21 protein-coding genes are annotated in these 25,170 nt (G+C 66.8%); 4 read left to right on the top strand and 17 right to left on the bottom strand.

Annotated elements, in window-relative coordinates; all coding sequences use genetic code 11:
- Positions 1–27: 27 nt before the first annotated feature.
- Entirely contained in the window at positions 28–1,353 is a 1,326-nt protein-coding gene (locus M2428_RS01420) for a P-loop NTPase (RefSeq protein WP_277522817.1), read from the bottom strand.
- Positions 1,350–1,994, bottom strand: a complete 645-nt coding sequence (locus M2428_RS01415) for a hypothetical protein (protein WP_277522816.1) — start codon at positions 1,992–1,994, stop codon at positions 1,350–1,352. The genes M2428_RS01420 and M2428_RS01415 overlap by 4 nt, the downstream gene beginning before the upstream one ends.
- 152 nt (positions 1,995–2,146) lie before the next feature.
- Here M2428_RS01415 and M2428_RS01410 point away from each other — a divergent pair, with 152 nt between their 5' ends.
- Positions 2,147–2,368: a helix-turn-helix domain-containing protein gene (locus M2428_RS01410; RefSeq protein ID WP_277522814.1), complete on the top strand. Its 222-nt coding sequence runs from the start codon at positions 2,147–2,149 to the stop codon at positions 2,366–2,368.
- A gap of 14 nt (positions 2,369–2,382) precedes the next feature.
- On the opposite strand, the gene M2428_RS01405 is transcribed toward M2428_RS01410, so the two are convergent.
- Positions 2,383–2,952, bottom strand: a complete 570-nt coding sequence (locus M2428_RS01405; RefSeq protein ID WP_277522811.1) for a hypothetical protein — start codon at positions 2,950–2,952, stop codon at positions 2,383–2,385.
- A gap of 199 nt (positions 2,953–3,151) precedes the next feature.
- Between M2428_RS01405 and M2428_RS01400 the strand changes: the two genes are divergently transcribed.
- Together M2428_RS01400 and M2428_RS01395 are read left to right on the top strand one after the other, a co-directional pair.
- Positions 3,152–3,961, top strand: a complete 810-nt coding sequence (locus tag M2428_RS01400) for a LysM peptidoglycan-binding domain-containing protein (protein WP_277522808.1) — start codon at positions 3,152–3,154, stop codon at positions 3,959–3,961.
- A gap of 167 nt (positions 3,962–4,128) precedes the next feature.
- Positions 4,129–4,611 carry an Rv3235 family protein gene (locus tag M2428_RS01395; protein WP_277522806.1) on the top strand — a complete coding sequence of 161 codons (483 nt, stop codon included), beginning with the start codon at positions 4,129–4,131 and terminating at the stop codon, positions 4,609–4,611.
- 138 nt (positions 4,612–4,749) lie between these two features.
- Here the strand turns inward: M2428_RS01395 and secA are convergent, their stop codons facing one another.
- The 7 genes from secA to mtrA all read right to left on the bottom strand — a co-directional run bounded on the left by secA (position 4,750) and on the right by mtrA (position 15,397).
- Complete coding sequence (gene secA / locus M2428_RS01390; RefSeq protein WP_277522804.1) at positions 4,750–7,488, bottom strand: preprotein translocase subunit SecA; 2,739 nt, start codon at positions 7,486–7,488, stop codon at positions 4,750–4,752.
- An 84-nt stretch (positions 7,489–7,572) separates the two neighbouring features.
- Complete coding sequence (locus M2428_RS01385) at positions 7,573–8,808, bottom strand: crosslink repair DNA glycosylase YcaQ family protein (RefSeq protein WP_277522802.1); 1,236 nt, start codon at positions 8,806–8,808, stop codon at positions 7,573–7,575.
- A gap of 33 nt (positions 8,809–8,841) precedes the next feature.
- Positions 8,842–9,567, bottom strand: coding sequence for a ribosome-associated translation inhibitor RaiA (gene raiA / locus M2428_RS01380; RefSeq protein ID WP_277522799.1), 726 nt, complete (start codon positions 9,565–9,567; stop codon positions 8,842–8,844).
- Between the two features lie 162 nt (positions 9,568–9,729).
- Positions 9,730–10,704, bottom strand: coding sequence for a phosphoribosyltransferase family protein (locus M2428_RS01375; RefSeq protein WP_277522797.1), 975 nt, complete (start codon positions 10,702–10,704; stop codon positions 9,730–9,732).
- Between the two features lie 184 nt (positions 10,705–10,888).
- Positions 10,889–12,607, bottom strand: coding sequence for an LpqB family beta-propeller domain-containing protein (locus M2428_RS01370; protein ID WP_277522795.1), 1,719 nt, complete (start codon positions 12,605–12,607; stop codon positions 10,889–10,891).
- Positions 12,604–14,421 carry an MtrAB system histidine kinase MtrB gene (gene mtrB, locus M2428_RS01365; protein WP_277523573.1) on the bottom strand — a complete coding sequence of 606 codons (1,818 nt, stop codon included), beginning with the start codon at positions 14,419–14,421 and terminating at the stop codon, positions 12,604–12,606. The genes M2428_RS01370 and mtrB overlap by 4 nt, the downstream gene beginning before the upstream one ends.
- A 301-nt stretch (positions 14,422–14,722) precedes the next feature.
- Complete coding sequence (mtrA, locus tag M2428_RS01360) at positions 14,723–15,397, bottom strand: MtrAB system response regulator MtrA (protein WP_277522792.1); 675 nt, start codon at positions 15,395–15,397, stop codon at positions 14,723–14,725.
- Positions 15,398–15,577: 180 nt separating this feature from the next.
- Between mtrA and M2428_RS01355 the strand changes: the two genes are divergently transcribed.
- Positions 15,578–16,285, top strand: coding sequence for a DUF4166 domain-containing protein (locus M2428_RS01355; protein WP_277522790.1), 708 nt, complete (start codon positions 15,578–15,580; stop codon positions 16,283–16,285).
- A gap of 39 nt (positions 16,286–16,324) precedes the next feature.
- Here M2428_RS01355 and M2428_RS01350 read toward each other — a convergent pair whose 3' ends face one another.
- The 7 genes from M2428_RS01350 to mnmA all read right to left on the bottom strand — a co-directional run bounded on the left by M2428_RS01350 (position 16,325) and on the right by mnmA (position 24,984).
- Positions 16,325–17,368: a hypothetical protein gene (locus M2428_RS01350; protein ID WP_277522788.1), complete on the bottom strand. Its 1,044-nt coding sequence runs from the start codon at positions 17,366–17,368 to the stop codon at positions 16,325–16,327.
- Between the two features lie 2 nt (positions 17,369–17,370).
- Positions 17,371–17,787, bottom strand: a complete 417-nt coding sequence (locus M2428_RS01345) for a chorismate mutase (RefSeq protein WP_277522786.1) — start codon at positions 17,785–17,787, stop codon at positions 17,371–17,373.
- 226 nt (positions 17,788–18,013) lie between these two features.
- Positions 18,014–19,717 (bottom strand): ABC transporter ATP-binding protein, encoded by a 1,704-nt coding sequence (locus M2428_RS01340; RefSeq protein ID WP_277522784.1) that lies wholly within the window; start codon positions 19,715–19,717, stop codon positions 18,014–18,016.
- A complete protein-coding gene (locus M2428_RS01335; RefSeq protein WP_277522783.1) occupies positions 19,714–20,727 on the bottom strand; it encodes an ABC transporter permease in 1,014 nt (337 codons plus the stop codon). The genes M2428_RS01340 and M2428_RS01335 overlap by 4 nt, the downstream gene beginning before the upstream one ends.
- Before the next feature lie 2 nt (positions 20,728–20,729).
- Positions 20,730–21,821: an ABC transporter permease gene (locus M2428_RS01330; protein WP_277522781.1), complete on the bottom strand. Its 1,092-nt coding sequence runs from the start codon at positions 21,819–21,821 to the stop codon at positions 20,730–20,732.
- Between the two features lie 134 nt (positions 21,822–21,955).
- Complete coding sequence (locus M2428_RS01325) at positions 21,956–23,584, bottom strand: ABC transporter substrate-binding protein (protein WP_229993179.1); 1,629 nt, start codon at positions 23,582–23,584, stop codon at positions 21,956–21,958.
- Positions 23,585–23,871: 287 nt separating this feature from the next.
- The gene (mnmA, locus tag M2428_RS01320; protein WP_277522779.1) at positions 23,872–24,984 is read right to left on the bottom strand and encodes a tRNA 2-thiouridine(34) synthase MnmA; all 1,113 of its coding nucleotides are present in this window, start codon (positions 24,982–24,984) and stop codon (positions 23,872–23,874) included.
- Positions 24,985–25,170 lie beyond the last annotated feature (186 nt).

The following is a 25,170-nucleotide window of genomic DNA, read 5'->3' as shown; positions in this document are numbered from 1 at the left end:
CGCCTCTTTGCGGCCCTTATGTTGACCCTAGCCCTTTGCCCGGCGCTCTGCTGTGGAAGAAAATACAAAGGATTTCTTGTTTCGCTGGGCAGGTGCACAAACCAGTGCGGCGACCGCACGCCGCAGCTCAGATTCGGGCGCGGATTCGAGTAAAAGTGCCCCGGCCAGCAGGGCAGCGTCGCTCGCCGCGGGGTCGGACGGAAGGAACGCCGTCAACGGCACCGAGGGGCCGTACCGCTCCCACGCAGCCCGGAGTTGGCGTTCGGGCGACCGCCCAACGGCGGAGGTCCTGACCTTGTTCATGACCACTTGGGGCGATGCCTGCGGGACGGCCGTCTGGAGCTCGGCCAGGCCGCGGACCAGCCTCGGCACGCCGATGGAGTCGGCCGCCCCGACGGCAAAGACCGTGTCGGCCAGCTCCAGGCTTCTCAGGGTCGCGGCGTTGCGGCGCGGCGCGGCGCTGTCAAAGCCAAGCTCGTCATCGGCTTCGAGGCAGAAGCCGGTGTCCACCACAGTGACATCTGCGATCTCCCGTGCCCGCTCCAGCACCAGCGTGAGCGCCGCAGCGCGCAGTTCCGTCCAGCGGTCCGCTCGCGTGATCCCGGTGAGCACGCGAAACGCCCCGGCCTTGGTCGCCACCGTCGTGGCGATCCTGAGCAGGGCATCGGCGTCGAGCAGTCCCTGGTCTGCCAGCCGGCAGGCCTGGGCCAGCCCGGCAGCCTCGTCGAGCAAACCAAGAAGGGCGGCCACGCTGGCACCGTAACTGTCGGCGTCGACCAGCAGCACCGATTGCCCTTCCGCGGCCAACTCCCCCGCGATGTTGGCGGCCACCAGGGTCCGGCCCGGCGCGCCAGCCGGGCCCCAGACCGCAATGATCCGACCCCTCGCGGCAGAGCCTGGGTTGACTGGGGGCACCCCGGAAGGCCGAGGCACGTGCCCGCCGGCCGTGCCGGCCACGGAGGAAGCATCGTCGGACTCAGCGAGCCGCGGCCGGTGCCCGGGGCCACTGAGCAGCGCCACGGCTGCGGAAATCCGCGCCGCAAGGGCAGCGGCATCAACAGCGCGGGCTTCTGCTGCCACGCCAATGGTCCGCAGACGGGCCGTTTCCTCCGGATTGTCAGTCAGGGCGATGACGACGACGCCGACGGCGGACAGGCGGTCCACCAGCGAGGCCGTCAGCTCCTCGCTGCCAGCCGCGACGACAGCGGCGCGGGCCAGCCCGCTCTGGCAGGCGGCCAGCAGTTCCGCCAGCTCGCCGCACCGCCGGACTACCGAAACTGGTCCGTGCAGACGCTCCAGACCGCCCACCAGGTCATCGCGGGAGTCCCCCACCGTCACCACGGGAATGCTCATCTCGCGGCACCGCCCGGGTTCCACACGACCGCTATCTTTGCCTTGTTGGCCTGGGCTCCCAGCAGCTTCGGCATCTGGGCGTCCGGGACGAGCACCATGACCACCATCGACCGGGAGGATCCAAGGGCAGTGCTGCCCGAGGTGATCTGGGCAATTTCGGCGCCGGAGAGGAGCAGCGTGGGTTCGCTGAACCCGTTGCGGGTATCCGGCAAGGCCACCCAGACGTCCACGCGGGAGCCCGCCACGGCTTGGGCGGGAAGGGATTCCTCGACCGTGACGGCGACGGGCCTGCGGTCCAGCCCATCCAGCTGGCCGACACTCTCGCGCGGCAGCAGTTGGTCCTTGCCGATTCTCTGCACAGCCACGAGGCCGGCATCCAGGCCGGCCTCCGGGGTCAGGTAATGCTGTTCCACCTCGCCGAGCCGTACCTTGACCCGGTGCAGCTTGTCGACGGTCAGCGTCTCGCCGACGGCGATCGGCTCGCGCGCCGCGTACGCTTCGGTGGTCTGGTCCGCGGCACCGACCAGCGAGACCACGCCGACCACGGATGCCAGGACGAGCAGGATTCCGACGAGGAGCCGGGGGTCTTTCCAGGACGGCTTTTTCAAACGGGCCCCTTCGGCTGCCGCGCTTACACTCATGCGTCCGCTCCCCCTGTCGTCGCCGTCCGTTCCCGGTATGCCGGGCACCCCTATTGTTGCGCCCGGGCCGCCCGGGTGGAAGATCCAGGGCCAAAGAGGCGCAAACTGTGGATAACCGCACCAGTCGGCATCAACGGTGGCAAAATGGACTCATGCCCCGATTCCTGACTCTCGCTGACGTTGCCGAGCAGCTCCAGATCAACTCTCCGGCAGCCTACGCACTAGTTCGCAGCGGCGAGCTCAAGGCGATCCAGGTGGGCGGGCGCGGCCAGTGGCGTGTCGAGGAGAAGATGCTCGAGCAGTACATCCAGGAACGCTACGCCGAGGCCAGCCGCATGATCGAAGAGGCTAAGTCGAAGTCTGCTGAACGTTGATCTTGGCGTTCTGACTAGCCTCCCGCGGCACCAACGGATCTGATGCCAGCGAGGGCGTGAAAAGGAATTGACACGACCTGCCGCGCGCTGGCTGGACGCCAGTCCTCGCCCTCAGGTGCCATGAGCAGATCCAGGAAATCCCGGCCGACAGTGTCGACGACGCCGTAAAGCGCGGTCTCTGCCCTCCCGTCCGAGAGAAGTATTAACACCCGCGCCCGGTTCCTGGCGAGTCCCCGCAGGGCGCTGCCCAATCCCAGCCGCCGGCGGACGGTTGACGGTTCGGAGACCGCCAGCCGCGAAAGACCCACATACCGAGCGGCCGCGGCATAGGGAATCAGTACCTGGTGTTGGGGCTCATCAAGGACCAAGGCTTCGCTGCCCGCATGGCTCAGCACCCCCTCGAACGCCGGCCCTGAGGACAGGTGCACGCGGATGCCGAGCCCGAGGGAGCCGCGGAGCCGGTCCGCGAGCTCTATGCCCGCAGAATCCACCAGTGCACGCTCCGCTATTTCTGCCTCAAAATCCAGCCGCTGGCGCGCCGCCAGCTGCGCCTCCATGTCGTCAAACAGGGCGTCCCACCGCATGGCGCCAGCGTAGGCGCGCCCCCCGCACGGGTCAATCCGCGGGCGACGTCAATGTACGGGCTGCGCGCCTATCCACAGGCACCGGACTGCATCTAGACAAACCGAGACCGCGGGCCCAGACTTCATTCAACGGCCTTAAACACCATCAAATGACATCAAACAGTATCAAACAGCATTGCGAGCGAACGGAGGAATTGCCATGGACCGGATAGCGGGACAGCAGCCCCGGACCCAACCCTCGACATTGCCGACGCTCCGGCAGACGGTTCGGACCGACGCGGCCATGGCCACTGCCATCCTGCTGCTGGGGATCTTCCTCGCTGCTACAGGTGGTTTCCTCGTGCAGCGCTGGCAGGCAGGCTCGGCACGCCGGCAGTCACTTTCCTTCGAGGACCAGCTGGGGATCGTGGCCAATACCGCGGGGCTGATCGTCATCACCTGGTGGGTGATGTCCCTCGCCATCGCCGTCGCGGCAGCGCTGCTTGACCGTCTTGGCAGGACCCGCGCGGCGGCCGCCACCGGCCGGTTCAGTCCGGCGTTCATGCGCCGGCTGGTTCTCGCTGCCGTCGGCCTGCAGCTGCTGACAGCGCCGCTGGCCTCCGCGGCGACTGCGCCCGACGGGCACGGTCCGGGCCGGCCCGGCCCGGCAGCGGTGTCGGCATCGTGGACACCGCCGCCCGGGCAGGTCCCAACGCCGGGGCCGCAAGATCCGGCCGCCGGTTCCGCGGTAGATCCGCGCTGGAAGCCCGTGAGCCCGATCGTGGATGCCGGCCCCTTGGCCGCACGCCACGCACGCGCGCAGGACACACCGGGCGCCCGCCGAGAGGTCACGGTCCGGTTCGGTGATTCGCTGTGGAGCATCGCAGCGGCGACGCTGGGGCCGTTCGCGTCCGACGCCGACATCGCCAAAGAGTGGCCCCGGCTGTATGCGGGGAACCGCGGCACCATCGGAGCCAACCCGCACTTCCTGCGGCCCGGACAGGTCCTCGTCCTCCCGCCGCCAACCTAGCGCCCCCCGCCGCACTAGGGGTCCGGGCCAGACCCACGGCGGCCAGGGCGGGGCCGCGGCCACGGCCCGTCGGAAGTTCAGCCGACAGGAAGTCGGCCAGCACCAGCCCCGCGAGCACCCCCGCACGCACCAGCCATCAGTCATCAGCCATCAGCAAAGGAACCGTCATGAATGCAGTCACCGGGATCCGCTCAGCCGCGGCGACCCCAGCCCCGCGCTCCCCCGCCCTCCGGGTTGTGTCCGGCACGGCAACACCGGCCACGAAGGCCGCCGCGGTCCCGCCACCACTGCGCGTTGTTGACGAGGCCCGCGAGATTTGTGCGATTTCCCGCAGCACAGTGCAGGCGGCCATCGAAGTGTTGGCCGGCACGCGGCCCGCACAGCAGCTCTCGCGCCGCCTGGACCCGCGTTGTCTGGCGGCCCTGCAGCACCGTGCCGCACTGACCCGCCGGGTTGCCTCCGGCAGCTCGCCAACGGCGGGCCGACTACACCGCAACCCGTCGGTCCGGGCCGTCCGGGCCTGCCGCGTTTCGGATGACGTCTACGAGGCCAGCGCGGTTGTGGTCGAGGAATCACGGGTCCGCGCGGTCGCGCTGCGGCTGGAGCGCGGCACGGCGGCCTGGCGCGTCACGGTGCTGGAGATCGGCTGAACCGCGGGGCCTCAGGCGGAAACGAGCAGAAACAGGCAGGAAGGGGCAGGAAACCGGGCCCGGCCTGTCAGGGAAAGGAGGCGCAAACAGGGAGGACCGGAGCGATTGCTCCGGTCCTCCCGTACGTTGGCGTGGTGCCTAGCGCCGCTTCTTCTTCGCTGTGCGGCGGCCGATGTCCTGCGCCGCGGCCTTGGCCGGGTTTCCCGAGCGTCCGGTGCCCTTCGCTTCGATCCGGGTCTGGGCGGCACCGTCTTCGCCTGGGGCGGTGTACTGCAGCTGCGCGGGCTTCTCGGGGGCCTCGAGTCCGGCGGCATGGATCTGCGGCTCGTGGTGTTCGGTGTGCTGGCCTTCGGCGTCCGCCACCACAACATCCTCTGCCGGAGTCACTTCGACGTCGAGGTTGAACAGGAAGCCGACGCTCTCCTCACGGATCGCCTCCATCATTGCCTGGAACATGATGAAGCCCTCGCGCTGGTACTCCACCAGGGGGTCGCGCTGGGCCATGGCCCGCAGCCCGATGCCCTCCTTGAGGTAGTCCATCTCGTAGAGGTGTTCCTGCCACTTCCGCCCGATGACGGACAGGACCACCCGGCGCTCCAGTTCGCGCATGCTCTCAGAACCGATCGCCTGCTCCCTGGCCTGGTAGACCAGACGGGCATCGGAGAGGATTTCTTCCCGGAGGAAGTCGACGGTGACCCGGGACTTGCCGCCGGCCTCGTCAATGACGTCGCGGGGGGTGAAGCTCACAGGGTAGAGGGTCTTGAGATTGGACCAGAGGAGGTTGAAGTCCCAGTCATCCCCGGTGCCCTCGGCCGTGGCCTGGTCGATGGAGGCGTTGATGGTGTCTTCCAGGAAGTACTGGACCTTCTCGTGGAGGTCGTCGCCTTCGAGGATGCGGCGCCGGTCACCGTAGATTGCCTCGCGCTGGCGGTTCAGGACGTCGTCGTACTTCAGCACGTTCTTGCGCTGTTCGGCGTTGCGGCCTTCCACCTGGCCCTGGGCCGAGGCGATGGCCCGCGAGACGAGCTTGGATTCGAGGGCGACGTCGTCCGGCACCGAGCTGTTCATGAGCCGCTCGGCCGCGCCGGAGTTGAACAGGCGCATCAGGTCATCGGTCAGCGAGAGGTAGAACCGGGACTCGCCAGGGTCGCCCTGGCGTCCGGAACGGCCCCGGAGCTGGTTGTCAATGCGGCGGGACTCGTGCCGTTCGGTGCCGAGCACGTAGAGTCCGCCCAGGTTCAGGACTTCCTCGTGCTCGTCCTTGACGGCCTGCTTGGCTGACTCGAACGCCTCGGGCCATGCGGCCTCGTACTCCTCGGAGTTTTCCTCCGGGTCGAGGCCCCGCTTGGCCAGTTGGGCGACGGCGGTGAACTCGGCGTTGCCACCCAGCATGATGTCGGTACCGCGGCCGGCCATGTTGGTCGCGACGGTGACAGCGCCCTTGCGGCCGGCCTGGGCGACGATGGAGGCTTCCCGGGCGTGGTTCTTAGCGTTCAGGACCTCATGCCGGACGCCTTCCTTGGCCAGAAGCTGGGAGAGGTATTCGCTCTTCTCAACGCTGGTGGTGCCGACGAGAACGGGCTGGCCCTTTTCGTGGCGTTCAGCGATGTCCTTGACTACGGCATCGAACTTGACGGCCTCGTTTTTGTAGACGAGGTCGGCCTGGTCGATCCGGGTCATGTCGCGGTTGGTGGGGATGGCAACGACGCCGAGCTTGTAGGTGCTCATGAACTCGGCGGCCTCGGTCTCGGCCGTGCCGGTCATGCCCGCGAGCTTGTCGTACATGCGGAAGTAGTTCTGCAGCGTGACGGTGGCGAGCGTCTGGTTCTCGGCCTTGATCTCGACGCCTTCCTTGGCTTCGATGGCCTGGTGCATGCCCTCGTTGTAGCGGCGGCCGGCGAGGATGCGGCCGGTGTGCTCATCGACGATCAGCACCTCGCCGTCGAGGATGACGTAGTCCTTGTCGCGCTTAAACAGTTCCTTGGCCTTGATGGCGTTGTTCAGGAAGCCGATCAGGGGGGTGTTGGCGGACTCGTAAAGATTGTGGATGCCGAGGTAGTCCTCGACCTTTTCAATGCCGGCCTCGAGGACACCGACGGTGCGCTTCTTCTCGTCGACCTCGTAGTCGGTCTCGGCGTGCAGGCGCGTGACCACCTTGGCGAATTCGCTGTACCAGCGGTTGGTGTCGCCCTGGGCCGGGCCGGAGATGATGAGCGGGGTGCGGGCCTCGTCGATGAGGATGGAGTCCACTTCGTCGACGACGGCGAAGTGGTGGCCGCGCTGGACGAGTTCGGACTTGTCCCACGCCATGTTGTCGCGCAGGTAGTCGAAGCCGAATTCGTTGTTGGTGCCGTAGGTGATGTCCGCGGCGTACTGCTCGCGGCGCAGCGCAGGATCCTGGTTTGACAGGATGCAGCCGCTGCTCAGGCCGAGGAAGCGGTAGACGCGGCCCATGAGGTCAGACTGGTATTCGGCGAGGTAGTCGTTCACGGTGATGACGTGGACGCCCTTGCCGGCGAGGGCGTTGAGGTAGGCCGGAGCGGTGGCCACCAGGGTCTTGCCTTCACCAGTCTTCATTTCGGCGATGTTGCCCAGGTGCAGGGCGGCGCCGCCCATGAGCTGGACATCGAAGTGGCGCATGCCGAGGGTACGGGAGGAGGCTTCGCGGACGGCGGCGAAGGCTTCGGGCAGCAGATCGTCCAGCTTCTCGCCTGCCTGGTGGCGTTCGCGCAGACGGTCAGTTTCTTCGCGAAGCTCGGCATCCGTGAAGGTCTGGAAGGAGCTCTCCAGGGCATTAATGGAATCGGCATAGTTCCGCAGTTGCCTCAGGGTTTTTTTGTCACCCGTGCGGAGAAGTTTTTCGATAAGTGTTGCCACGTGAAGTTGCTCCCAGTCTCAAGCTGCCGAATTCTGGCGTGTTTAGTCTACGGGAGAGACGCAGGGCCGGTGGCGCCTGTTCCCTCACAGCGGATAGTGCGATTGCCGGGCGGCCACGGCTTCGGCGAGCGCCGGCGCGAGGTTCCCCGTTGGCGAGACAACTACACCGTCCAGTCCCAGCCACTCTGCCATGAGCTGCAGTTCCGCGGCGAGTTCGACGGCGGTGTCCCCCGGGGCGCCGGATTCCGCATGGGCGGCCCGTGCCAGGAGCCAGCCGCCGGCCCGGTCCGCTTTGAGGTCCACTCGGGCAACGATCGCGTCGCGGAGCAGGAACGGCAGCACGTAGTAGCCGTACCTCCGCTTCGGCTCTGGCGTGTAGATCTCGATCCGGAAGTGGAACCCGAAGAGCTCCTCGAGCCGACGGCGTTCGAACACCAAGGAGTCGAAAGGGCTCAGGAGTGCCCGGCCGCTGGCTGAGCGCGGAAGTTTCGCCTCCGCGTGACGGTACAGGGGCCGGTCCCAGCCGGCCACCGTGACCGGTTCCAGCCGGCCGCTGTCCACAAGGTTCCGGACTGCCACCGCGGCTGCTTTCTGCGGTGTCCGGAAATAGTCCGCGAAGCACCGCACGGTCCCAATACCGTGGGCCTGGGCCGCGGCGTCGATCAGCCGGTCCATCGCGGCGCCCGCGTCCGGTTCGGGTGCCGGCGCTTCCGCGCCCGGTCCGGGGAGCACCTTGGAAGTGAGGGTGTAGCGCCGTTCGAAGGATTCGGTCCGCGAGGATGCCGAGACAAGTCCCTCCTCGAAGAGATGTTCCAGCACCCTTTTGACGGCGTTCCAGTTCCAGCCCCAGTTCTCCCGCTGCTGATCCTCCACGTGGCCGAGCCGGGCTGTCAGTTCGGCGGCGGTCATCGGTTTCCCCGCGGCCAGGGTTTCCAGCACCTTGGCCGCCACCCCGTGGCGCAGTTCGGGGTCCATGCTGTGCGCGCCCACCCATTTGCGGCTCTGCCACTGCACAAGGTCGTAGAAGTGGTCCGGCCGGATGAAGCAGGCTTCGTGGGCCCAGTACTCCATCATCCGGCGCGGGTGGGTCCCCGCCATGCGTTGGAGGATGGCGCGATCGTAGTTGCCGAGCCGCGAGAAGAACGGCAGGAAGTGGCTGCGGGAGACCACATTGACGGAGTCGATCTGAACCAGGTGCAGCCGGGCAAAGGTACGGCCCACCGTCCGTGCGCTCACGGGTCCGGCGGGCCGTTCCTTGTCCAATCCCTGGGCTGCCAACGCGATCCGCCGTGCCTGTGCCAGGCTCAGCGATGCTTGCACGTTAGTCCCTTCGTCGGAAAAGTCTGCACCAGCTTATGCGCTGGCGGGCTCATCCTCTGAACGGTAGGCCAGGATTTTCTCTTCCAGAGTCGAATGTCCGGGCTCGCACGTCTGGTCCAGGGAGATGACCCCATAGGTCCAGCCGTCACGGCGATACACAACCGACGGCGCCTTGGTCTCCTTGTCCACGAAAAGGTAGAAGTCGTGACCCACAAGTTCCATGTTGTCGACGGCGTCATCGAGAGTGAGCTGGGCCGCGGGGAAGACCTTCCGGCGGATCAGCACGGGCGAATCGCCGGCCGGAATATCGTTCTCGACATCGTACGGCGACTTCGCTGCCGCCGGCACTTGGGTCTGCTGCTGCTGCGCCGCCTCCACGTAGAGAGGTTCGCTGGGGCTGGCCGGCTCCAAGGCTGCCGTCGCCTCGGTGACGGACTTCGGGGTGTGCCGGCCGTGGTGGACCTTTCTGCGGTCCCTAGCCCTGCGCAGGCGTTCAAGAAGCTTGTTGTAAGCGAGATCGAACGCAGCGAACTTGTCGGCGGCACTCGCTTCTGCGCGGATTACTGGACCGCGCCCCAGGACTGTCAACTCAACCGTGAGCGATTCGGCGGTCTGGCGGGCTTTGGTCTCTTTGGTGACCTTCGCGTCTACCCTCTGGACCTTGTCTCCCAACGACGCGATCTTTGAGATCTTGTCGTCGGCATACTCGCGGAACCGGTCTGAGACCGTCAAGTTGCGTCCGCTGATCATGAACTCCATGGTGCCCTCCAAATGACTTCGGTGACACGACGGCGGTACTTCCCGGGGCCGATCTGACTGACAGTCGAGCCCCTTTCCGAGCCGCTATCGACAGGTACATCTGTTCTTGGTACCCATCTTCGACGTTAGTTCATAGACACCTGTTATTCATCCTTTTACGGTTTATTTTTTTGCGTCCCGCCGTTCCCCGCGCGCGACCGCGCGGCTGGCGGCGTCGACGTCGGAAATGGCCGGCGGGCGTGTCGCGGCCACCACCACGGCGCCACTGACAACGGCCCCTGCGGCCCGAAGCGCACGGGCCGCCTCCGCCAAGGTGGCACCGGTGGTCAGCACGTCATCGACGATGATGCAGGGACGTCCTTCGAGTCGAGCAGGCCACGGGCCGGACCTGGCCCGCATGGATCCGCGTACGCGCCGCGCGCGGGCACCCCGGCCCAGTCCTTTCTGCCCGCCGGACAGGTAAAGGTCTCCTTTCGGGCCGCCCCGCAACCGGTCCAACAGGGGCAACACCGGGGGCATGCGGCTCCGCGCGGACTGCACCGTTTTCCGCAAAACGTCCGCAACCGTGAACCCTGGGAGTGCATCGCCGCGGGCGAGCCGACGGAGCAGGAGGTGGACGGGACTGAAACCCCGCTTGCGGAATGCGGCGGCGCTCGTGGGCACGGGGACGAGGACGAGTCCCTGCGCCGGACCGGCCGCGGCGTGGAGGGCTCGCGCCAGGGCCCGGGCCAGCTCGGCGCCCAGCCGGGCCTGCCCATGGCTTTTGAAGGACAGCAGGCACTGCGCCAGCTCGGCCCGGTACGCCCCGGCGGCCACTACGGGCAGCAGCACGGACCCGTCCATGTCCATCAGGGCCGGAGCCTGGGCCTCCGCCCGGAAAGGCCTCAGCGTCAGCAGGCGGAGCTTCCGGGCGCACGCGCCGCAGAGCGCCAAGTCCTCCGCCCCGCAGCAGGCGCAGTCCACCGGAATGGCCAGGGCGAGCACCTCTGCCGCTGACTCGACCGTCAGCTCGCACAATCTCGCCAGGGGCCGCGCGTAGCTGCCGCGGTGTCGCGCCGCTGTCGCTGCGGCCGGGGCAAGGTCCGGATCCGCGGCCTGCCGCGCCCGGCTGGCGTCCTGACCCGTGTGGCTGTTCATTCTCCGATCCTGGACCGGGGGCGCCCCCGGTGGTAGCCCCGCGGGCGGTTATGTGGACAAACCGCTAGTGGACAACACGCCTCCGGCGCCCTCACCGGCCGCGCCCTCGCCGGCCCGGACGGTCCGGCGGTTGCGGATAGCGCCGCCGAAACCGACCCACCGCCGTCGCCCGAAGGCCCGTGGGTCAGCCCGGGAAGGACGGGTCGGTGGGGCCCTTGAGCTGCGGTGACCACCCGTTGCCCAGCCGCTGGAAGATTCCTTCGGCGGACTGGCCGTAGATCTCGGATGTCCCGTTGCCTGCGCTGAGGGCCGTCAGCCCGGGCCACGGCGCCAGCTGCTGCGGCTGCGCCGAGCCCAAGGACAACAACTCGGGCGTGACGGCATCGCTGGCGGAAGCTTTCATGACCGCCACCGTGGTGTCATCCACCCAGACCCCTTGGTCCGGATTCCGCGGAGTCAGGAGGGTCAGGGGCGGGGTCAGGTCCCTCGGGGTGCCGTCCGCGTTCCGGATGATCCCGGTGATCTGGACTTTGCTCTTGCCTTTCTGCTCCGAAATAACAAGGGCACGCGTGCCGTCCCGGGAAATCCGGAACTCCTTGACGGTCCGGCCGGCGAGCCATGCCGGCGACAGGGTGACGGTGGGTACGCTGGCTTTCTCCGCCACACCGACCGGCCGGTAGGCCACCACCTCGGTGGCGCCGCCGGCACCCGGCCCGGCGGTCCAGACCCAGTCGTAGCGGCCAAACGAAGGCCGGGACAGCGTAGCCCGCGTGGTCAGTGCCCTGGCGGGCTGGCCCGGAACGATCGAGTACATCGTGGTGCGGGCGGCGTTGAGGAACGCGGCGGCCTGCGACTCGGTCGACTCCGCCGGCGCCCGCGGTGACAGGGCCGCGACGGACCGGATGTCCGGCAGCGGTGACAGCCTGTTGTTCTCGTACCGGACCAGGTCATGGTTGCTGACGGCGATCTGGTAGGCGGGGACGCTTTCGTCCCGGACCGGGGGCAGGACCGTGCCGTTGTCTTCGACGCGCACCAGATCCTGATTGGCCCGGAGCTCCACATTGATGACATCCGGCTGGCTGCGGAACGTCAGGGCCAGCTGCGTCTGCATCCGTAGCCGGTCCTCGTTGGAGGCGTCGACCAGGTCCTTGGCGGTGAGATCCACCTGGGCGGCTCCGGAGACCACGGGCACGGACTCGCGGGCCAGCTTGATGCCCGAGGGGAACGCGCTGACGACGGCGCCCTTGAGGTAGGGGGCGGGGCCGCCCAGGAGGGCGCTCGTCATGGCCTTGACGGTCTTCTTCCGGATGAACCACCGGACATCGGGCACGGCGTACGTGAATGTGGGGTCGTAGAAGTAAATCGGGTAGGCGCCGTAGATGACCTTGAACGTCTCTTCCGGAATGGCCGTGCCGTCCGGAAGATCGGAGATTCGCCACTCGCCGTCCACCTGGGTCAGGGTGACGGGGATGTTTTCCGTAGTGCCCTCCGGAAGCTGCGTGGCCACGCCGTCGGCGTCCACCGAATAGGCGACGTCGAGCTGGTAGTTGAAGACGTTTTCGACGCCGGTGGCCACCACTGCGGCCTTCCGGAAGACGAGCGCCCGTTGGTCCGGCTTCCACGTCACCGATGAGGCCTGGGTGAGGTACTGCCGGGCCACGGCGTAGTCGTCCTCGTAGCCGCTGCCGGCCAGGTAGAAGTCCTCGATCACTGCTTCGGGTCCCGCGCCGGGACGCGGTGCGGCCGGGAAGAAGACCGGGGCGTTGGGGTTTCCCGCGCTCTCATCGGTGCTCTTGCCCACCGGCCCCGAGCGCGGAATCTGGGCGCAGGAGGTCAGCAGGAGCAGGACGAGTGCCAGCAGCGCGGCCCCCACGCGGGTGAACTTGCCCGGAACCCCACTCATGCCCTGCCCTCCATCCCGGTTTCCCGGTGGCCGGCCGAGCCGCCCTCCGCGGTTGCCCCGCCGACGGCGCCACTGCCGCCGTCGCCCGTAAAGTCCCCAGTGAAGTCCTCAGCAAAGTCCTCAGTGAAACCGTCGGCCATGGTCCCGCGGGCCCCGGATGCGCTGGCCGGCGCTTCCCCGGTCCGCGGCGGGTCCAGCAGGACCACGGTCCGCTGGCTGCCTGCCACCGGGAGCCCGACGTTGACCGGCTCAAGCTGGAGCGGGGACTTGGTGATGGGCTCGTCCCGGCGCAGCGGAAGGGTCAGGAGGAAGTTGGACCCGTGGCCCTTGCTCCCCCAGGCCTGCAGCCAGCCGTCGTGGAGCTTGGTGTCCTCGGCGGCGATGGACAGCCCCAGCCCGCTGCCGCCAGTGGTGCGGGCACGGGCTGGATCGGCGCGCCAGAACCGGTCGAAGACGCGCGCCGCCTCAGCCGGTGCCATGCCGATGCCGTGATCCCGTACGGCCACGGCCACCGCGGTGTCGCTGGCGGCCACGGAGACGTTCACCGGCCGGCCCTCGCCGTGTTCGAGGGCGTTCAGGATCAGGTTGCGCAGGATTCGGTCGATCCTGCGGTCGTCCATGTCGACGACGACGCTGCCGGCCGGGGCGTTGAGGGTGACGGCGGACCCGTATTCGGCGGCTACCGGAGCCACGCCCTCAATGACGTGCGCGACGAGCTGCACAATGTCCGTGGGTTCGGCGTCGAGGGTGGCTGCGCCGGCGTCAAAGCGGGAGATTTCCAGCAGGTCCGCCAGGAGCGACTGGAAGCGTTCCACCTGGTTGTAGAGCAGCTCCGCGGACCGCTTGTTGATGGGATCGAAGTCCCCGCGGGCGTCATAGAGGACTTCCGCGGCCATGCGCACGGTGGTGAGCGGGGTGCGGAGCTCGTGGGATACATCCGAGACGAACCGCTGCTGCATTTGCGAGAGCGTGGCCAGCTGGGTGATTTGTTCCTGGAGGCTTGCGGCCATGTGGTTGAACGAGGCACCAAGCCGGGCAACCTCGTCCTCACCCTTGACCACCATGCGCTCCTGCAGCTGGCCGGCCGCGAGCTTCTCCGAGACGACGGCGGCATGGCTGACCGGGCTGACCACGTTGCGCGTGACGTACCAGGCGACACCGCCGATCATGAGCACCAGTAGGGCACCGCCGGCCAGCAGGACATTCTGGATCTCGTCCAGCGTCTTCTGCGCCGTGTTGAGGTCATAGATGAGGTAGAGCTCGTAGACGGTGCCGTTGAAGGTCACCTTGTTGCCGACGGCGATGCCGGGCCGGTCCTCGGTCCCCACGGGGAACTGCGTGGACGCCCAGTACTGGTCCTTGCCCGAGTCCTGCACGGCCTTGCGCAGCTCCGGAGGGATGACGCCGATGGTGAGTTGGTCCGAGGCCCGGGATTCAACCCAACGGTTGCGCGGCTTGGTCTGCTCCGGCATTGCCTCGAAGACGTAGCGCCGCTGGATCACGGATCCGCGGCCTTCGACCGCGTTCAGGGTGTCGTAGACCAGGGTGATGACGCTGGATTGGTCGGTGACCTGGGCGCCGTCGAACGTGTCCTGGACCTGCTTGACGTTGTAGCGCGTCTCCGATTCGGCCTGAGCGAGCCGTTCCTGGAACAGGTTGTTGGCGATCTGGTTGGACAGGTAAGCGCCCACCACCGCGAACGAACCGATGGCCAGAAGCAGCGTGGTCAGGACGGTCCGGAACTGCAGGGAACGCCGCCACTTCCGGTGCACCGCCCGGAGCAGGTACCGGATGCCGGGCAAGAGACGCTGCATCCCGGTGCGGACCAGCCGCGCCACCCGGACGCCAACGATCCTCGCGCGTTTTGCCCACAACCGGGTCCGGAAGGCGTATCCGCGCCATAGGCCCGGCCCGCCGCCGGCCGGCGGCTTTCCGGGCCCGCGCGGTGCGGAGGGCTCTGCCGTTGACTTTGCGGTTGACGCCGCGGATGACTCTGCCGGCGCCCTATCAGGCGTCATGTCCGGCACCGTGTCAGGCCTGTCCGGCGCGGTGTCCGTGGCTATGGCCTGCGTCGTGTCCGTGGCTATGGCCTGCCGGACACCGCGGTCCGCAGGCTCAGGAACCTGCTTTATAGCCGACACCACGGACCGTCAATACAACTTCGGGGGCTTCGGGGTCACGTTCAATCTTGGACCTCAGCCGCTGGACATGGACATTGACCAGCCGTGTGTCGGCAGCGTGCCGGTAGCCCCAGACCTGCTCCAGGAGCAGTTCGCGCGTGAACACCTGCCACGGCTTGCGGGCGAGTGCGACCAGGAGGTCGAACTCCAGCGGCGTCAAGGAGATCCGGTCGTTGCCCCGGCTGACCAGGTGGCCGGCCACGTCGATGGTGACGTCCGCGATCCGCAGGGTTTCCGGGGCTTTCTGGTCACCCGGACGGAGCCGGGCCCGGACCCGGGCGACGAGCTCGGCGGGCTTGAACGGCTTGGGCACATAGTCATCGGCCCCGGACTCGAGACCGCGGACCACGTCGGAAGTATCCGACTTGGCGGTGAGCATCACGATGGGGACATCAGACTCGGCACGGACCTGGCGGCAGACCTCAATGCCGTCCATTCCCGGAAGCATGAGGTCGAGCAGGACGAGGTCCGGTTTGGAGGCGCGGAACACGTCCAGCGCCTGTCCGCCGTCCGCGCAGAAGACGGGTTCGAATCCGTCATTGCGCAGCACAATACCGATCATCTCGGCGAGCGCCTCGTCATCATCCACTACCAGAATGCGTGCCTTCATAGTTATATATTCCCCCATTGAATTGGCTTTGTCGTATCGGGCGGCCCACCGGCATGGCGCAGGCGGGCCTGCCATCGACCCCGGAGCCCCGCCGATGCACAGGACGCTGTGACAATTGCCGCGTTGTCCTGCATGCTGTGGACAGGCCCCGTGAACCGGCCCGGACCGCAGGAGGAACCCGTGAACACCCCCATCTACGAGCGCGCCCTAGGCCGCGACTTTGACCGGTTGCAGCCGGAGCTTCAAGAATACTTCGCCTTGGCACCGGGGTCCGGCCACTACGGCGTCGGCGAGGGGGTCTTCGACGTCGTCGGCTGCCGGCAGGCGTGGCTGCGTCCCCTGCTCCGGCTCACCACCGGCGAGCAGGCCTTCTTCCCTGAATATGGCGAGGGCATCCCCTTCCGGATCGAGAACCACGCCCATCTGGACCCGTTCGGTAGGTCAAGCCTGACGGCCCGGCGGGAAATCTTCTTCCCCGGAACCACCCGGCTGTTCCACGACACCACCAGTTTTGACGACTCCGGGCGCAGGCAGGGGCTGGTGGACTACGTGGGCAGGTTCCGGCGGCTCGCCACTGACCTCAATCTCAGCGTCACGCCAGAGGGCCGGCTCCGCGGTGTGTCCGAGGCGTCCCGGCTGTTTCTGGGACCTCTCCGGATACCGCTGCCGGCCGCCCTCGACGCCAAAGCCTACGCCGAGCAGTGGTGGGAACCGCAGGACGGCGGGCGGCACCGGATCCAGGTCAAGGTGATCCAGCCCCAGCTCGGCCTGGTGTTGGTGTACGCCGGCCATTTCGACTACCGGCTCGAGCCCTACCCCGGCGGTGTTGCGACGCCGGGCTACCTTCCCGGGCACGCCCGTCCGGACGGCTGGGAGAGCAGGGTCTGAGTCGGGACACCGGCCGCCCCGGCAGTCCTGGCGGCTGCGCTAGCCGAGGGCCAGCTGGTTGAGGCCGTCCGCCACCTGGGTCAGCCGGGTCAGGACCGCCGTCGCCGCGGCCGGTGAGTGCCGCGCCAGACCCTCCGACGGCGTGACCCGCAACGCCCCCAGCGTGGACGCCGGAAGACCCAACTGCCGCCACGGGCGCCACACGTTTTCCACGACGTCGCCGACCCGCGGCAGCCTCGCGGCGGGATCAGCCACGTCCAGCGCGCCGGCCCAGAGCCGCTTGCCGGCCTCCACCGCGCCCGCGAGTTGTTCCCACTGGCGCGAGGTCAGGGCCCGAAGCGGCACGGCGATTCCATCGGCGCCTGCCGCCAGGATCCGCTCGAAGGGCGCCTCGACCTCGGAGACGGCCACGACGGTTTCGAAGGCGCCCGCTGCCCGGAGCGCATCGATTACCAATTGCCAGGACTCGGTGACCTCCCGGCCCGGCACCGAGCGCAGGGTCCGGTAACCACTGGAAGTGGGAATGGTGCCGGCCAGCACGGACGCAATCTCCGGTTCGTCGATCTGGACCACGATGCGGACACCGGGGGCAGCCTCTGCCACCCGCTTGAGGTAGCCGGCCACGCCCGCTGCCAGCGAGGCCGCAATCTCGCGACGGGCGCCGTAGTCGAGCAGTGCCCGCTCCCCGTTGTGCAGGTGCAGGCCCGCGGCAAGACTGAGCGGCCCGCGCAGCTGGATCTTGATATCCTCCGACGGCGCTTCCTCGGCCCCGATGACGTCCGCCAGGATGTTGATGTCGGTAGACAGTGCCGATCTGGCCCGCCGCAGGTCCTTGCCTGGACGGTCCACGAGCCGCCAGCCATGCGGCTGGACATCGACGGCGAGTTCCACGAGCAAAGAGGCGGTCCGGCCCAGGGCATCGGAGCCGACGCCGCGGTCGGGAAGTTCGGCAAGGAACGGCAGATGCGGGCTGCCGAGTTCACCCCGGATGATGCGGGCGGCCTCGGCCGGTTCCTCGCCGGGCCACGAGCCAAGGCCAGTGGCGGTCACTTGGCCCGGTGCGGACGAGTCTGTTCCGGTCATGGCTAGGCCTCTGCGGCGCGGGCGGCGTCCGCGGAGCCGGAGGCCTGGGCGGCCTGGTGGTCTTCGGCGATGGCCTCGTGGTGGCGGATGACCTCGCCGATGATGAAGTTCAGGAATTTCTCCGCGAAGGCCGGGTCCAGGTGGGCCTCGGCCGCGAGGTGCCGCAGCCGGGCGATCTGCGCCGTTTCGCGGCCCGGGTCCCCGGCCGGAAGCTTGTGCGCGGCCTTGAGGAAGCCGACCTTCTGGGTGGCTTTGAAGCGTTCGGCGAGGAGGAAAACGAGGGTGGCATCGATGTTGTCGATGCTGGAGCGGATCGACAACAGCTCCGCCATTACCGCGGGATCCACGGAACCGGCCAGGGAACTTGCCGCCGGGTCGTAGGAATCGGTTTCAGGAAGATTGAGGTTCTGCTCGGTCATTGACCCAGTCTAGGGGCACTGCGGCCAATGCCTCCCGCTGTTAAGCGTCGTTGCAGGCGCCCGCCGGTCACTTAAAGCCTGCCCACCGAATGGGCATGCCCACCGTTCGTGCGGAACGGTGGGCATGCCCAGTTGACAGTGGTCCTGCACGAGCCCGGCCCGGCGCTGAATCGGCCCGGCGCTGAATCGGGCCGCGCTGAATCGGGCCGGTGCCCGGTCCTGGCAGTTAGCTGTGGAGCACGGCCTTGAACGCCTCGCGGCGCCTTGCCTGTTCGTCGGGGTCCGGAACGGGCAAGGAGGCGATGAGTTTCTTCGTGTAGTCGTGCTGCGGGTTGCCCATCACCTGGTTGCCCAGGCCCTGCTCCACCATCTTGCCCTTGTAGAGCACGCCGACCCAATGGGAGAGCATGTCCACCACGGCGAGGTCGTGGCTGATGAACAGCGCCGCGAAGCCGAACTCCTGCTGGATCTCCTTGAACAGCTCCAGCACCACGGCCTGCACGGACACGTCCAGGGCCGAGGTCGGCTCATCGGCGATGAGCAGCTTCGGGTTCAGGATGAGCGCCCGCGCCAGGGAGGCACGCTGGCGTTGCCCGCCGGAGAGTTCGTGCGGGAACCGGTCAGCGTACGACGCCGGCAGCTGCACTGACTCGAGCAGCTCGCCGACCCGCTTGCGCGCCTCAGCCGCGGTCGGGTTGGAGTGGATGATCAGCGGTTCCGCCACGCAGTCGCCGATGGTCAGCTGCGGGTTGAACGAGGCCGCCGGGTCCTGGAACACGAAGCCGATCTCCTTGCGGAGCGGCTTGAAGGTGCGCTCCTTGAAGTTCAGCATTTCGTAACCCAGCACATTCAGGCTGCCGCCCGTGGTCCGGTTGAGACCCGCGATCGCCCGGCCGATGGTGGTTTTGCCGGAACCCGACTCCCCCACGAGACCGAAAACTTCGCCTTCGGACACGGTGAAGCTGACGCCGTCGACGGCTTTGAAGGCCGGACTGCCCAGCCGCCCCGGGTACTCGATGGTCAGGTTCTTGGCCTCAACCAGCACTTTGCCGCCCTGGTGTGCGCGTTCCACCATGCCCTCCGACGCGGAGTTGCGGCCCAGGTGCGGGACAGCGGCGAGGAGCTTCTTGGTGTAGTCCTCCTTGGGCTGGGCGAAGAGCACCCGTGAGGATGCCTCCTCCACAACGTCGCCCTGGTACATGACCACGACGCGGTCGGCGAGGTCGGCGACAACGCCCATATTGTGCGTAATCAGCACGATGGACGTTCCGTAGTTGTCGCGCAGGTCCCGCAGCAGTTCAAGGATCTCGGCCTGCACGGTGACGTCCAGGGCAGTCGTCGGCTCGTCGGCCACGATGAGGCCAGGGTTCAGGGCCAGCGCTGCGGCAATCACAACGCGCTGTTTCTGGCCGCCCGAGAACTGGTGCGGGTAGTAGTTGACCCGCGTTTCCGGGTCCGGGATGCCCACTTTGCGGAGGGCTTCAATTGCCCGCGCCTTGGCTTCCTTGGCCGAGACCTTGCTGCGGCCGCCAGTGCCGGCGTGCGCCCGGATTCCTTCGGCGATCTGCCAGCCCACGGTGAAGACCGGGTTAAGGGCGGTGGATGGTTCCTGGAACACCATGGCCACATCGCGGCCCCGGATCTCCCGCAGTTTCGCCTCGCTGACGCTGATGACGTTGTTGCCGTTGATCAGGACCGCGCCCTGGCTGATAGCCGTCTCCGGCAAGAGCCCCAGGATGGTCTTGGCCGTCACAGTCTTGCCGGATCCCGATTCGCCAACGATGGCCACGACCTCGCCGGGGTTGACCTGGAGGCTGACGTCTTTGACGGCGTACACATCCCCGGCATCAGTGGCGAACGTGACCTTGAGGCGGTCGATGTCCAGGACCGGGCCTGCGCCCTGGCCGGGCTTGTCGATGTTGATGGTCATAGAACTCTCGATTCTGCTTCGAGTGCAGTCTGGGCACCGGCGGTGGAGTCAGGTCCGCCCTTGCCTGCCACAGCCTTCTTGCGGCCCCGCAGGCGGGGATCGTTGAGGTCGTTGATGCTCTCACCGACGAGGGTCAGCCCAAGCACGGTCAGGACGATCGCCGTACCGGGGTAAACACCGGTCCACCAGATGCCCGAGGAGGCGTCTGCTATGGCCTTGTTCAGGTCGTAGCCCCACTCGGCGGCGGACGTCGGTTCAATGCCGAACCCCAGGAAGCCGAGGCCCGCCAGGGTCAGGATGGCCTCGGACGCATTCAACGTGAAAATCAATGGCAGCGTGCGGGTTGCGTTCTTGAAGATGTGCCGACCCATGATGCGAATGCTTGAGGCACCCACCACCTTGGCTGACTCGACGTACGGCTCCGCCTTTAGCCGTATGGTCTCGGCCCGGATGACGCGGAAGTACTGCGGGACGAACACCACCGAGATGGAAATGGAGCAGGCAACAATGCCTCCCCAGAAACTGGACTGGCCGTGGCTGATGACGATTGACATCACGATGGCCAGCAGCAGGGACGGGAAAGCGTAGATCGCATCGGCGATCACCACGAGCAACCGGTCGAGCCAGCCGCCGAAGTACCCGCTGACAAGGCCGAGGGCTACGCCGAGGAAGATCGACATGGCCACGGCGACGATGATGACCACCGCGGCGGTCTGGGCACCCCAGAGCACTCGGGAATAGACGTCATAGCCACCCACCGTGGTGCCCCAGATGTGCGCCGGGCTGGGGGGCTGCTGTGTCGGGAAGGGACCCGCGGCGTCGCTGAGCTGGGCAAACCCGTAGGGCGCGATCCACGGCGCAAACACGGCGACGAGCAGGAAGACGACGGACAGGACCAGGCCGGTGACGAGCATGCCGCGTTGAAGGCCGACGCTCGAGCGGAAATGCGAGATCACCGGCAGCCGGTAGAAGAGGGGCTGCTTGCGCCCGCTTACTTTGGTTGCATTCATGGCTAGTACCTCACTCGCGGGTCGATCAGGGCTGCGACGACGTCCACGATGAAGTTCGTGACGGCAACGATGACCGCCAGCATTACGACGATTCCCTGGACGGCGACGAAGTCGCGGGCGTTCAGGTATTGCACCAGCTGGTAGCCGAGGCCCTTCCACTCGAAGGTGGACTCCGTGAGGACGGCGCCGCCTAGCAGGAGGGCAATCTGGAGCCCCATGACCGTGATGATCGGAATGAGGGCCGGTTTGTAGGCATGCTTGGTCACGAGGCGGTAATTACTAACGCCACGGGACCTGCCGGCCTCGACGTAGTCCTTGCCGAGTGTGCCGATGACGTTGGTGCGGACCAGCCGCAGGAAGACCCCTGCCGTCAGCAGCCCCAGGGTGAGTGCGGGGAGGACTGAATGGGCCGCGACGTCGCCGTACGCGGCCATGTTGCCGCTGCGCAAGGCATCCAGCCAGTAGATCCCGGTCGGTGCGGCCAGGCTTCCCATGGCCAGTTCGGTCCTGGTGGAGGCCCGTCCTGCAACGGGCAGCCAGCCGAGCCAGACGGAGAAGGCCAGCTTCATCAGCAGGCCGGCGAAGAATACCGGGGTGGCGTAGCAGAGGATGGCGAAGAACCGCAGGACGGCGTCGGGCGCCTTATCGCGCTTGTAGGCGGAGATGAGCCCGAGCGGGATGCCGACCAAGAGCGCCACGATGAGGGCATTGATGGCCAGTTCCAGGGTTGCCGTGCCAAAGGTGATGATCATTTCGACAACGGGCCGGCGGTCGGTGATGGTGGTGCCGAAATTGCCGGTCGCCACCTGGCCAACGTATTCGAGGTACTGCACGAGGATCGGGCGGTCGTAGCCGGCTTCGTGGATGCGCTGCGCGAGCGCCTCCGGGGGAAGCCTGCCGCCCTGGGCTGCGGTGATGGGGTCGCCGATGACCCGCATCAGGAAGAAGACCAAAGTCACCAAAATGAAAATGGTCGGAATGATCAGGAAGAACCGGACCAGGATGTAGGTCCCCAAGCCCCCACCCGAGGATTTTTTCTTGGACGGAAGAAGTCCGTCGGCGTCGTTTAGCGGCGCCTCAGTCAATGTTGTCATTGGTACCTAAGATTGTGCTGTCGCGGCCTTGGGCGGGCCGGCGTGAACTGCGGGGTGCGGCAATGACCAGCAAAGGCGGGGCGCCCTGAGGGCGCCCCGCCTCGCAGGCTGGTCAGGACAGCACGGATGCAGCCTTACTTGGAAATAGTTCCCAAACGGAACTTGAAGGAGGCATCGAGGGTGGAATCGACACCCTTGACACCGCTGCCGGAAATGGCAACCTGCGCGCCCTGGAGCAACGGAAGCGTGGAGATGTCCTTGGCGAGGGCATTCTGCGCATCCTTGATCGTGGACTCGCGTTCAGTCTTATCAACGGTGGTGAGCTGCTTGCTGATCAGGTCGTTGACGGTCGGGTTGTTGTAATGGTTCTTCAGGAAGCCGCCCTCCGGGAAGAACGGGGTCAGGTAGTTGTCGGCGTCGCTGAAGTCCGGGAACCAGCCAAACTGGAACAGGGGGTATTCATCGGCGCGGCTGGCCTTGCTGTAGGTGACCCATTCCGTGGACTGCAGGTTGACCTTGAACAAACCGGACTTCTCCAGCTGGTCCTTGATCATGGCGTACTCGTCGCCGGAGGACTTGCCGTAATGGTCCGGGTTGTACTGCAGGTTCATCGAGACGGGGGTCGTCACACCGGCGTCGGCCAGGACCTTCTTGGCCTTGTCCAGGCTCGGCTTGCCGGCGTCGCCGTATGCGTCCTTGAACGATTCGTTGGCGCCGAGGAAACCGCTGGGAACGTTGGAGTACAGCGGCAGGTAGGTGCCCTTGTAGACCTGGTCCGCGATGGACTGGCGGTCAACGAGGTTCGCGATGGCCTGGCGGACGGCGAGCGCCTTGGCCGGATCTGCATCCGGAGCCTTCGCGCCGAACGGCATGGTGTCGTAGTTGAACGTGATGTAGCGGATTTCGCCGCCGGGGCCAACGTTGACCTTGACCTTGGAGTCCTTCTTCAGGTCATCGACGTCGGTGGCGCTCAGGCTGCGGTTCGCGACGTCGATGTTCCCCTGCTGGATGTCCAGCTTCATGTTGGTGGGGTCGGCGTAGTACTTGATCGTGGCGGCATCGTTGGCCGGCTTGCCGAGGACTCCCTGGTAGTCAGGGAATGCCTTGAAGCTGACCAGCTCGTTCTTCTTGTACGTGTCGATCACGTACTGGCCGTAGAACGCCTTGGCCTTGACGATCGAGTCGTCGTCAAGCAGTTTGTCGGCCGGGAAGACTTCATCGTCTACGATCGGCGCGGCGGGGCTGCTGAGGATCTGAGCAAAGGTCTGGTCGTTCGCCTGCTTCAGCTTGAAGACCACGGTGTTGGCATCGGGGGCGGTGATGCTTTCGATGTTGGTCAGCAGGCTTGCGGGACCCGCCGGATCGTTGATCTTGGTCTGCCGGTCGAAGGAGAACTTGACGTCCTTGGAGTCGAGCGTGTGGCCGTTGGCCCACTTGAGGCCCGGCTTGAGCTTGACCGTGTACTCGGTCGGCGAGGTGAAGGACGCGGACTCGGCCAGGTCCGGCACGGGATCTGCGCTGCCGGGCTTCGAGTTGAGGAGGAAGGAGTAGATCTGGTTCATCACCATGAACGAACCGTTGTCATACGCGCCCGCCGGATCCAAGGCAGTGACCTTGTCCGTAGTGCCGTAGGCGATCGGACCGCTTGCTGCGGCTGATGACCCGCCAGCGCCGCCGGTCGGCCCTGTGCAGGCCGTCAGTGCAAAGGCGGAAACCCCGGCCAGCGCGATGACGCTCTGCCAGGCCTTTTTGTTCATTGCCATCTGTGAACTTTCTGTTCGATGCGTTCTAGCGCAGCCCGAAGTGAAACGAGTGACTCCTCGGGCGGCACGCTTTGCTGATCCCTAGATTCAACCAGACAATCATTCGGTGAAACGTTGCATTTTGTGAGTTGAGACACAAAATTTACACGATCCGAAGGTTTCTCTCATTTTCTTCAGGATTCCGCCCGGATCTTCGGCAGGGTCACAGTCCCCTCTGCCGTGGGGCCGACACGACGAAGGGCCCCGCCATGTGGCGGGACCCTTCGCTGGAGTCGTGGGGCGGGCGCCTAGAGCGCGGCCCGCTGCAGCGAGCGCGCGGCATCGATGGTGGCCTGGCCCAGCACGCGGCTGCCCTGGTAGAGCACCACCGTCTGGCCGGGGGCCACGCCGCGCAGCGGCTCGGTGAGGGTGACCACGAGCTCATCCCCCGCCATGTGCGCGCGGGCCGGGACGGGGTCGCCGTGGGCACGGACCTGGGCGTAGCAGTCGAATTCCTCGCACGTCGCCACTTCGGCGATGGGCAGCCCAGCCCAGGAGACCTTGATGCCGCAGATTTCGTCGATGGCGAGCAGCGCCTCCGGGCCCACCACCACCTTGTTCTCCTTGGGCCGGATCTCCAGCACGAACCGCGGCTTGCCGTCCGCGGCCGGGGTGCCAAGCTTCAGCCCCCGGCGCTGGCCCACGGTGAACGCATTTGCGCCCGGATGCTCGCCGACCTTCGCACCGGACTCGTCCACGATGTCACCCGTGGACATTTCGATCTTCTCGGCGAGCCAGCCGGCGGTGTCGCCGTCGGGGATGAAGCAGATGTCATGGCTGTCGGGCTTGTTCGCCACCGAGAGGCCGCGGCGCTCGGCCTCCGCGCGGACCTCGGCCTTGGACGGCGTCTCCGCGAGCGGGAACATCGAGTGCTTGAGCTGTTCGTGGGTCAGCACGCCCAGCACATAACTCTGGTCCTTGGCCCAGTCCGCAGCGCGGTGCAGCTCGGGGTTGCCGTCGGCGTCGGTGATCACCTTGGCGTAGTGGCCGGTGCACACGGCATCGAAGCCCAGGGCAATAGCCTTCTCCAGCAGGGCGGCGAACTTGATGCGCTCGTTGCAACGCATGCACGGATTGGGGGTGCGGCCGGCCGCGTACTCATCGATGAAATCCTGGACCACATCTTCCTTGAACCGCTCGGAAAAGTCCCAGACGTAGTACGGGATCCCGAGAATGTCGCAGGCACGCCAGGCGTCACGGGAGTCCTCGATCGTGCAGCAGCCGCGGCTGCCGGTTCGCAGGGTGCCCGGCATCCGGGACAGCGCGAGGTGGACGCCGACGACGTCGTGCCCCGCCTCGACGGCGCGGGCGGCGGCAACGGCGGAATCAACGCCGCCGCTCATGGCTGCAAGAACTCGCATGCTGGCTTTCTTTAGGTTCAGGGTGTCGCAGGCACCGGGGCTGCAGCTCGCGGCTGCCCGCGGAAATAGCACAATGCCTGCCACGCCATTCTATCGCCACGCCGAATCCTCCCCAAAAAGCCTTGACGGGGCCGCTTCCCGATTCTAGCGTCAGGACAAGCGGTTTTAGAATCGGAAGCGCGCAGA

The sequence above is a fragment of the Arthrobacter sp. ES3-54 genome, from assembly GCF_029504395.1.
GTDB lineage: Bacteria > Actinomycetota > Actinomycetes > Actinomycetales > Micrococcaceae > Arthrobacter.
Note: the sequence above shows the minus strand (reverse complement) of the source record. Positions and strands in the feature narration are given on the sequence as shown.

Excerpts from the sequence above, each read along its gene's own strand:
- M2428_RS01400 (WP_277522808.1), top strand. The coding sequence starts at position 3,152 with ATGGACCGGATAGCGGGACAGCAGCCCCGGACCCAACCCTCGACATTG.
- M2428_RS01330 (WP_277522781.1), bottom strand. The coding sequence starts at position 21,821 with ATGACAACATTGACTGAGGCGCCGCTAAACGACGCCGACGGACTTCTT.
- mtrA (WP_277522792.1), bottom strand. The coding sequence starts at position 15,397 with ATGAAGGCACGCATTCTGGTAGTGGATGATGACGAGGCGCTCGCCGAG.
- M2428_RS01350 (WP_277522788.1), bottom strand. The coding sequence starts at position 17,368 with ATGACCGGAACAGACTCGTCCGCACCGGGCCAAGTGACCGCCACTGGC.
- raiA (WP_277522799.1), bottom strand. The coding sequence starts at position 9,567 with ATGGAGTTCATGATCAGCGGACGCAACTTGACGGTCTCAGACCGGTTC.
- M2428_RS01415 (WP_277522816.1), bottom strand. The coding sequence starts at position 1,994 with ATGAGTGTAAGCGCGGCAGCCGAAGGGGCCCGTTTGAAAAAGCCGTCC.
- M2428_RS01345 (WP_277522786.1), bottom strand. The coding sequence starts at position 17,787 with ATGACCGAGCAGAACCTCAATCTTCCTGAAACCGATTCCTACGACCCG.
- M2428_RS01340 (WP_277522784.1), bottom strand. The coding sequence starts at position 19,717 with ATGACCATCAACATCGACAAGCCCGGCCAGGGCGCAGGCCCGGTCCTG.
- M2428_RS01375 (WP_277522797.1), bottom strand. The coding sequence starts at position 10,704 with ATGAACAGCCACACGGGTCAGGACGCCAGCCGGGCGCGGCAGGCCGCG.
- M2428_RS01410 (WP_277522814.1), top strand. The coding sequence starts at position 2,147 with ATGCCCCGATTCCTGACTCTCGCTGACGTTGCCGAGCAGCTCCAGATC.
- mnmA (WP_277522779.1), bottom strand. The coding sequence starts at position 24,984 with ATGCGAGTTCTTGCAGCCATGAGCGGCGGCGTTGATTCCGCCGTTGCC.
- M2428_RS01335 (WP_277522783.1), bottom strand. The coding sequence starts at position 20,727 with ATGAATGCAACCAAAGTAAGCGGGCGCAAGCAGCCCCTCTTCTACCGG.
- M2428_RS01325 (WP_229993179.1), bottom strand. The coding sequence starts at position 23,584 with ATGGCAATGAACAAAAAGGCCTGGCAGAGCGTCATCGCGCTGGCCGGG.
- M2428_RS01395 (WP_277522806.1), top strand. The coding sequence starts at position 4,129 with ATGAATGCAGTCACCGGGATCCGCTCAGCCGCGGCGACCCCAGCCCCG.
- M2428_RS01370 (WP_277522795.1), bottom strand. The coding sequence starts at position 12,607 with ATGAGTGGGGTTCCGGGCAAGTTCACCCGCGTGGGGGCCGCGCTGCTG.
- M2428_RS01405 (WP_277522811.1), bottom strand. The coding sequence starts at position 2,952 with ATGCGGTGGGACGCCCTGTTTGACGACATGGAGGCGCAGCTGGCGGCG.
- mtrB (WP_277523573.1), bottom strand. The coding sequence starts at position 14,421 with ATGCAGCGTCTCTTGCCCGGCATCCGGTACCTGCTCCGGGCGGTGCAC.
- M2428_RS01420 (WP_277522817.1), bottom strand. The coding sequence starts at position 1,353 with ATGAGCATTCCCGTGGTGACGGTGGGGGACTCCCGCGATGACCTGGTG.